The 8,734-nt window shown below is 59.4% G+C and carries 6 protein-coding genes and 1 tRNA gene; 2 read left to right on the top strand and 5 right to left on the bottom strand.

What is annotated here, in order from left to right; translation table 11 throughout:
- The first annotated feature begins 626 nt into the window (after positions 1–626).
- Positions 627–1,436 (top strand): VPLPA-CTERM sorting domain-containing protein, encoded by an 810-nt coding sequence (locus E4662_RS24340; RefSeq protein WP_240705211.1) that lies wholly within the window; start codon positions 627–629, stop codon positions 1,434–1,436.
- 157 nt (positions 1,437–1,593) lie between these two features.
- Positions 1,594–2,328 (top strand): DUF4344 domain-containing metallopeptidase, encoded by a 735-nt coding sequence (locus E4662_RS15610; protein WP_136442513.1) that lies wholly within the window; start codon positions 1,594–1,596, stop codon positions 2,326–2,328.
- A gap of 171 nt (positions 2,329–2,499) precedes the next feature.
- On the opposite strand, the gene E4662_RS15605 is transcribed toward E4662_RS15610, so the two are convergent.
- From E4662_RS15605 to pdxH, 5 genes are all read right to left on the bottom strand, one after another.
- Positions 2,500–6,141 carry a vitamin B12-dependent ribonucleotide reductase gene (locus E4662_RS15605; protein WP_136442512.1) on the bottom strand — a complete coding sequence of 1,214 codons (3,642 nt, stop codon included), beginning with the start codon at positions 6,139–6,141 and terminating at the stop codon, positions 2,500–2,502.
- 601 nt (positions 6,142–6,742) lie between these two features.
- Positions 6,743–6,819, bottom strand: a tRNA-Pro gene (locus tag E4662_RS15600).
- A gap of 68 nt (positions 6,820–6,887) precedes the next feature.
- The gene (locus E4662_RS15595; RefSeq protein ID WP_136442511.1) at positions 6,888–7,373 is read right to left on the bottom strand and encodes a DUF192 domain-containing protein; all 486 of its coding nucleotides are present in this window, start codon (positions 7,371–7,373) and stop codon (positions 6,888–6,890) included.
- A complete protein-coding gene (locus E4662_RS15590; protein WP_136442510.1) occupies positions 7,349–7,876 on the bottom strand; it encodes a cold-shock protein in 528 nt (175 codons plus the stop codon). The genes E4662_RS15595 and E4662_RS15590 overlap by 25 nt, the downstream gene beginning before the upstream one ends.
- 144 nt (positions 7,877–8,020) lie before the next feature.
- Positions 8,021–8,626 (bottom strand): pyridoxamine 5'-phosphate oxidase, encoded by a 606-nt coding sequence (gene pdxH, locus E4662_RS15585; RefSeq protein WP_136442509.1) that lies wholly within the window; start codon positions 8,624–8,626, stop codon positions 8,021–8,023.
- Between the last annotated feature and the right edge of the window lie 108 nt (positions 8,627–8,734).

The raw sequence follows: 8,734 nt of genomic DNA, 5'->3' as shown, positions 1-8,734 counted from the left end.
CGAAATGAACCCAAGCCGCCCACATATCTCTTCAGATACTCGCGATGTCAAATAGCACCCAAAGACAAATACCAACCGGATGCGCCCTAAACTTAACGGCGCGCCCGCCCAGATCTACCTCTGATTTATCCGCCTCGTCTGCGAACCCAAACTCAGCAACTCTCGCTGCCCCGTCCCGTCCGCCCCGTCTGGCGTCCCGTTGTGCGCCTCAGCGCCGCCGGTGAGGGGCTATTTACGCACTAGCGCAGACCTCCGCAAGCACTTTTTTCGGATTTTCGTCCGAAACTGCATTTTTTTCCGCATCACACGCCTTCTCAGGTCTCTTGCAGTCGGTGAACATGGGCTGCGCAGGGCAATAATACACTGAAAACAAAGGGCGCGCCCCGATTGCGCCTGCTTTTTGCCCACCCGCTGATGAAAGTCCCGGCAACCGCCTTGCAAGGACCCTTTTCGCCCATAACTCGGATGCATTTGAAACGGCTCAACTCAGGGCTTAATTTTCCCCGGACTCACGCCTCGCACATACACCAAACCAAGCGGAATCGACCCAAACGCTTGAATTTCGTTTTGCGAACGCGGCGTCGGCTGTTAGACATTCCCAACTTTGAAATATGCGAAGAGAAGTAATGTATAGATCCCTCCTCCCCTCCGCCTTGTGCGCCATGTTTCTGGGCGCGCCGCTTCACGCCATGACAACCGGGGCCGTTGTTGCCATGGGCGATGAATGGACCTTTTCCGATGTTGCCTATGACGGCGGTACAGTTCTTGGGGACACCTACACCGGGGACAGGGCCAGCACCGAAGCGCTGGCCGAGAACCTGACGGAGATCCTTGGCGGGACGGCTTATACAATCGTTGGCCTCGGTCCGTTTGCCTACGGGACGTCTTTTCAAAGCCAGTTGAGCGATCTGGGCAAATCCGTTTCCGTTGTGACCACCCAAACCGCCTTTGAAACCGCACTTGGCACATCGGACACCGTGATTGTCGGCGGCAACATCGGTGTGGCATCAATCAGCTTGCTGCATGACTTTGTCTCGGACGGCGGGTCTGTTGTTGTCACCCTTGGCACCGCGCTTGTCGGGAATGGCACTTCATTCTCCGAAGCCGCAGGCTGGAACCCTTTCCTGAACAGCTACGGCATGCAGGCCGGAAACAACTACAGCCCCCTTCCCCAGTTCACCCCGATCAGCGTGATCGAGGATGGCACCAGCCTTGATGATGGCGTGTCCAACATCCTGTGGGGGTATGGCAACGAGATCACGCTGACCGGGAGCAACCCCAACGCCGGTCTGGTTGCCGGCCTCTCCGGTGCCATCCCGATCTCCGCAATCGGCGTCTATTCAGTAGCCGCAGAAGTTCCGCTGCCTGCGGGCCTGCCGTTGCTTCTGGCTGGCCTTGGCGGGTTGGCGATGGTGCGGACACGCAAAACGGCTTGAGGGCAGCCCTTCAGAAAAAAACCGAAGCGCGGCACTCTGGCCGCGCTTTTTTATTGGCCGACACAGGCGTGAAACAGCCCGTTTTCCCCTTGGGTCTGTCCCGTACGCGCCATAGCCTGATAGGCTCTGGAAAACTGGCCGAGAACAGGAGGCTCTCATGATCCGCAACCAAGCCCTCGGGCTTGCCCTTTGCCTGACGCCCACCCTGCCCCTTGCGGAGCAGACACCCGCGGATGACTTTGTTTCGTCAAACGTGCGCGCGATCTTTTACCATGAGCTTGCCCATGCCGTGATCGACCTCATGCAAGTTCCGATTTTCGGACAGGAAGAAGACGCGGCGGACGTCATGGCCGTGCTGCTCATCGACTGGCTATTCGACGAAGAGGTGGCACAGCAACTGGCCTACGACAGCGCGTTCGGATTCCTCGATGACCCGGACGGCATGCAGGATGTGGCCTACTGGGATGTGCACGGGCCGGACGAACAGCGGTTCTACAATCACGTCTGCCTGTTCTACGGCGCCAACCCGGAGGTGCGCGACACGCTGGCCGAAGACCTCGGTCTGCCGGAAGAGCGCGCCGAGACCTGCCCGGAAGAATACGATCTGGCGGCGGACAGCTGGGGCGCGGTGTTTGACGAAATGGAGGGAGCGGAACTGGCTGTGCCCATGCGGTTCATTCCCGACCCTTCCGAGCCTCTGGCCAGCGAGATCATCGCCGAAGAGGTCGCCGCCCTGAACCAAGACCTGCGCTTGCCGCAGGAACTCATCGTCCGGGTCGAAAGCTGTGGCGAGGCGAATGCCTATTATGACCTGGGCGAGATCTCGATCACCTTCTGCTCGGAATTTGTCCCGCATCTGCGCGATCTGCACGATCAGGTCTTTGATCAGTAAACCGACACGAAAAAAGGGGCCCCGGTTGGGACCCCTCAAGGTTCGCTGATAAGGCTCACTCTTATGTCACCGCTCGTATCATAGTTTCGCCTGCGGCCTTACCCGCGCCTGGACAGCCCGCAGGCCATCCGGAACGGTCGGCAAGGGGCCAAGGCCCCCTGCCCTTGTTCTTTAGCTACAACCCGAGGTGCCGCCGCAGGTGTTGCACTTCATGCAGGTGCCGTTGCGCACCAGCGTGTAGTTGCCGCACTCCCCGCATGGGTCACCCTCGTAGCCCTGCATCTTGGCTTTGGTGCGCTCATCCATGGTCATGGTGCTCGCCGCTACAGCCACGGTCGAGGTGGCCATCGCGGCGCCGCCGGTTTCCGGGACCAGCGTGTTCAGCGCTTCCACCGGATCGGCGCCGCCCTGCAGCACAACCAGTTCCTGCGGCAGACGCTTGCGCAGATAGCCGGTGGAGCTGATCTGCTTGAGCACTTCCAGAGACCGCGACGCCGCGCTTTCCGACAGTTCCTTGACGTTGGACACGCCCTCTTCCTCGCCGCGACCCAGATCGTCGAAGGACGCGCCTTCGGGTTTCACATGGGCCAGATCGGTGCGATCGAGGTAAGACACGGCCAATTCGCGGAAGATGTAATCAAGGATCGAAGTGGCGTTCTTGATGCTGTCGTTGCCCTGCACCATGCCCGCCGGTTCGAACTTGGTGAAGGTGAAGGCGTCAACAAACTCTTCCAGCGGCACGCCGTATTGCAGGCCCACGGAAACCGCGATGGCGAAGTTGTTCATCATCGCCCGGAAGCCCGCGCCTTCCTTGTGCATGTCGATGAAGATCTCACCGAGGTTGCCATCCTCGTACTCACCGGTCCGCAGGTAAACCTTGTGTCCGCCAACGATGGCTTTCTGAGTATAGCCCTTGCGGCGCTCCGGCATCTTGGTGCGCTGAGACTTGATGATCTCCTTGACCACAACCTTCTCCACGATCTTCTCGGCGAGAACGGCGGCCTTCTCCTGTGTGGAGCCGCTTTCGAGAACCTCCGCGGCCTCGTCATCGTCCTCCACCAGCGCGGCAGCCAGCGGCTGGGACAGCTTCGAGCCGTCACGATACAGCGCGTTGGCCTTCACGCCGAGGGACCAGCTCAGCTCATAGGCCTTCTGGCAATCCTCGATCGTCGCGTCGTTGGCCATGTTGATGGTCTTGGAAATCGCGCCCGAGATAAACGACTGCGCGGCGGCCATCATGGTGATGTGGCTCTCAACCGAGAGATACCGCTTGCCCTTCTTGCCGCAGGGGTTGGCGCAATCAAACACGGTCAGGTGCTCGTCTTTCAGATGCGGCGCGCCTTCCAGCGTCATGGTCCCGCAGACGTGATCGTTGGCCGCGTCCACATCCGCCTTGCTGAATCCAAGGTGCTTGAGCAGATCAAAGGTCGGATCGTTCAGCTTTTCTGCCGGAATACCCAGCGTGCCGGTGCAAAACTCTTCGCCCAGCGTCCACTGGTTAAAGACAAAGCGGATGTCAAAGGCTGTGGCCAGCGCCGCCTCGACTTTTTCGATCTGCGCCGGGCCAAAGCCGTGGCCGATCAGAGCGGTGTGGTTGATGCCCGGCGCGTTGCCAAGCGTCTGATGACCCACCGCATAAGAGATGATCTCTTCAATCTGGGCAGAGCCATAGCCGAGCTTTTCGAGCGCCGCAGGCACCGAGCGGTTGATGATCTTGAAGTAACCGCCGCCCGCGAGCTTTTTGAACTTCACCAGCGCAAAGTCCGGCTCGATCCCGGTGGTGTCGCAATCCATGACCAGACCGATGGTGCCGGTCGGGGCAATCACGGATGTCTGCGCATTGCGGTAGCCGTGCTGCTCACCAAGGCGCAGCGCCTCGTCCCAGGCGCCCATGGCCAGTTCAACCAGCGCCGGATCGGGGCAGTTGGCATGGTCCAGCGCCACCGGCTTGACCGCGAGGCCTTCGTAATCGGTGTTCTTGCCCCAGGCCGCGTTGCGGTGGTTGCGGATTACGCGCAGCATGTGCTGGCGGTTCTTCTGATACTTGGCGAACGCCCCCAGCTCACCAGCCATCTCGGCAGAGGTGGCATAGGCCACGCCCGTCATGATGGCGGTCAGCGCACCACAAAGCGCCCGGCCCTCATCGCTGTCATAGCCATAGCCCATGTTCATCAGCAGCCCGCCGATGTTGGCATAGCCAAGGCCCAACGTGCGGTAATCAAACGAGCGCTGCGCGATTTCCTTGGACGGGAACTGTGCCATGAGCACGGAGATTTCCAGCGTCACGGTCCACAGGCGCGTGGCGTGCATATAGCTTTCCGCGTCGAACCGGCCGTTCTTGAAGAAGGTCAGCAGGTTCATCGAGGCGAGGTTACAGGCCGTATCATCAAGGAACATGTATTCCGAACACGGGTTGGAGCCGCGGATCTCGCCATCCGTCGGGCAGGTGTGCCACGCGTTTACGGTGTCATGGAACTGGATGCCCGGGTCGGCGCAGGCCCATGCGGCGTGACCAACCTGATCCCAAAGTTCCTTGGCGCTGACGGTTTTGGCCACTTCGCCATCGGTGCGGCGCACCAGCTCCCAGGGCTGATCTTCCTTGACCGCCTTGAGGAACGCGTCGGTGACGCGGATGGAGTTGTTGGAGTTCTGACCAGACACGGAGGCATAGGCCTCAGAGTCCCAATCGGTGTCATAGGTCGGGAATTCGATGCTGGCATAGCCCTGCTTGGCATAATCCAGCACGCGCTTGATGTAGGTCTCAGGGATCATCACGCCCTTGGCGGCGCGCACCGCACCTTTGAGCGCTTCGTTTTTCTTGGTGTCGTAGGCATCCGCCTCGACTCCATCCCATGTGCGGATCGCCTCAAAAATGCCGTTGAGCATCTTTTCGTGCATTTTGGAGCCCGCGACGATGCTCGCAACCTTCTGCTCTTCGAGAACTTTCCAGTTGATGAATTCTTCGATGTCCGGGTGATCCACATCGCAGATCACCATCTTGGCCGCGCGGCGCGTGGTGCCACCGGATTTGATCGCACCCGCAGCGCGGTCGCCGATCTTCAGGAAACCCATCAGGCCAGAGGACTTGCCGCCGCCGGACAGCGGCTCATTGGCGGCGCGCAGAGAGGAGAAGTTGGTGCCGGTGCCGGAGCCATATTTGAACAGACGCGCCTCGCGCACCCACAGATCCATGATGCCGCCGTCGGACACCAGATCATCCTCGACGGATTGAATGAAACAGGCGTGCGGCTGCGGGTGCTCATAGGCAGAGGTGGAGCGGGTCAGCTCGCCAGACTCGAAGTCGACGTAATAGTGCCCCTGCCCCGGACCATCGATGCCGTAAGCCCAGTGCAGACCGGTGTTGAACCACTGCGGGCTGTTCGGCGCGGCCATCTGCGTGGCCAGCATGTAGCGCATTTCGTCGAAATAGGCCTGCGCGTCTTCCTCGGTGGTGAAGTAGCCGCCTTTCCAGCCCCAATAAGCCCAGGCCCCTGCAAGACGGTCAAACACCTGCTTGGCGGAGGTCTCGCCGATCCGCTCGGTCTTGGCGGAAGACGGCGCGGAGCGCCACAGGAAGGACGGCACGCCCTTTTCCTTGACCTTTTTCAGGCTCGCAGGCACGCCCGCCTTGCGGAAGTATTTCTGGGCAATAACGTCAGAAGCCACCTGGCTCCACTTGGCCGGCACTTCCAGGTTCTCCTGGCAGAACACCACGGTCCCATCGGGGTTTCGGATTTCGGACGTCGTGGTGGTGAACTCGATGCCCGCGTATGCATCCTGTCCCGCCTTGGTGAACTTTCTTTCGATTTTCATGCCTCTGCCCCGTCAGATTGTGAGTGTCTGTTTACCAAACCCCGCAGAAGCAGATCGTTACGATGGTCAAAGGGATACCGTGGAGCGGCGTCCCATGACTCGCCCCGAAAGCTTTGGCTTTCTTCTTGTTCTCTTCGCTGACCCTCGGCGACACCACTATATTTAGTGGCCCTCCCGCGTTGCCAGCACAAAATGACGCAAGAGCCTTGGGACGGTCAACGCAATTTTTACCAGACTCAGGATATTTTTCCGGTTGACCTGCCGCCGCTCTACCGTGCCCGGAGATTTCCCCTGATTCATTCACAAGACCTGCACCGTCACGCTCCCAGAAAAGAGCGCGGTTTTCGGCACAGTTACCGGGAGTTATCCACAGGCTTTAACCCTTTGCATGAATAGTTAACGACATCGGAAAAAAAATGAGCCTGCTCTAGATGTTGTGGCATGAGCGGCACGACCAAGCCTCTCTTGTAGCCCGATCACGCGCGCCCGGTGCGACTCACCTGCCAAAAGCCGTCACCAGACACCCGCCAAAACGCGGGTCGATAGCCTACATGTTGTGCACGCTCACGGGTAACACATCTGTATGTCGATTTGATGAAAGTGGTCGGGGCGGCGAGATTCGAACTCACGACCTTCTGTACCCAAAACAGACGCGCTACCAGGCTGCGCCACGCCCCGACTGCGCCCCCTTTAACGCGGGGCGTTGCCCATGAAAAGGGCTAAAACGTCCGAAACAAACACATCTTTCATTCGCAGGGCCAAACGGCCTCTTCAATGGTGGGATGGCGCATCTGCGCGCCCGCTTCGATGCCAAGCTGGGCGGCCAATCCGCCGTTGATTTCCAGCACATATTGCGCCGGACCATCAGACGGGATGGCTGTCAGATCGCCCGGGATGGCATTTTCATGCACCTTGATCACAGCCCCGGTGCGATCCGCAAAGATCATGTCGAGCGGAATGAGCGTGTTCTTCATCCAGAACGCCACGCCATTGGGCGCTTCGCGATCATAGACAAAGAGCATGCCACGGCTGGTGGGCATGGTTTCGACAAACATCAGCCCCTGTGCCCGCTCTGCCTCGTCATCTGCGATGTCGACGGAAAAGCGGACCTTGCCAAAGTCGCCGCGCAGCCAGACCGCATCGTCTGTACACAGACTGCCAGCCGACGCCCCAAGCCCTGAAACAGCGACCAACCCGGTCGCCAAACTCAGCGCGTTAATGCCGCTTCCCATGCAAAAACCTCCATCGCCATCTGGCCCCGACGGCCATCGACGACGCGGATGGCCAAAGCCTCCCCCGGTTGAAGGTCTGCAAGACCGGACCGGCGAAGCACCTCTATATGTATAAAGATGTCGTCGGACTTGCCAAACACATTGGCGAAACCGAAACCCTTTGCCTTGTCGAACCATTTCACCCGGGCCGGCTCAAGCGGCGCGTTGGCGACAATGTCGTGATCAAGGTCTTCGAAATCGGCAAGCGGCGCGCCTTCTGCGCCTTCCGGCGGCTCGATTGTGAAGACTTCCGTGGCCTGCACACCCCGTTCCGTGCGCTGCACTCCAATTTCGATGCGCGCGCCATCGGCCACTGAGCTCTGGCCGAAATTGCGCAGCACATTGGCATGCAACAAGATGTCCGCACCGCCAAGATCAGAGATGACAAATCCAAATCCCTTGGTCGGGTCAAACCACTTAACCTTGCCGCTGACTCGCTCTTCTGCGTTGTCCTGATGTCCCAAGTTGTTACTTCCGGTTCTTCTGAGTGACGTATCCCTCTTCTTGTCTGCGACATTAAGAGAGGGAAAGGCAACCTGTCCAAAAGAGCAATTTTGTGTCAGACATTCTCCCTATGGGGGAATTTCCTAACACCGATGCTCAAATTTTCACGGATTCAATCGGGTCACCTGCCAGTTGTGGCTGAAATTTGTGCAAGTCCACCGAAACCGGTCATGCAGTCGGAACTGACCGTCCGCCCAGAACTCGATCTCGCTTGGAACGATGCGGAATCCGCCCCAGAACGGCGGCCTTTGGGGATTCGGACCGTGCTTGGCCGTGACCTTGGCGACCTCCGCCATAAGCGCCCCGCGTGACGAAAGCGGCTTTGACTGATCCGAGGCCCAGGCCCCCAATCTGCTCTTGAGGGAGCGCGACTTGTAATACTCATCCGCCTGTTGTCCTTCGACCCGTTCAACCTTGCCGCGAACTCGGATTTGCCGACGCAAGGACTTCCAATGCATGACGAAGGCCGCCTGTCCAGCCGCCTCGATCTCCTGCGACTTCACACTGCCGTAGTTGGTGTAGAACACAAACCCGGCGTCCTCGATCTCCTTGAGCAGAACCATCCGCGCGTTAGGTAGCCCGTCCGCGTCCACCGTCGAGAGCGCGATGGCGTTCGGATCGTTGATTTCGCTCGCCTCGGCCTCCGCCAGCCAGCTCCGCGCAATCACAAACGGATTGTCACCGGCGAAGATACCGCTTCTGTCAGTCATGTCTTTTTGTCCTTTGCTCTGGCGCCGCCTGTCAAAACGTCCGTTTGCAGGCTTGATGGCCCCGGGGGGATCGCCTAAACGGCGTTAAGCGAAATATCTGGGTGGAGA

The sequence above is a fragment of the Pacificoceanicola onchidii genome, from assembly GCF_004804335.1.
Classification (GTDB): domain Bacteria; phylum Pseudomonadota; class Alphaproteobacteria; order Rhodobacterales; family Rhodobacteraceae; genus Pacificoceanicola; species Pacificoceanicola onchidii.
The sequence above is the reverse complement of the archived record's forward strand: the minus strand, read 5'-3'. Positions and strand labels throughout refer to the sequence as shown.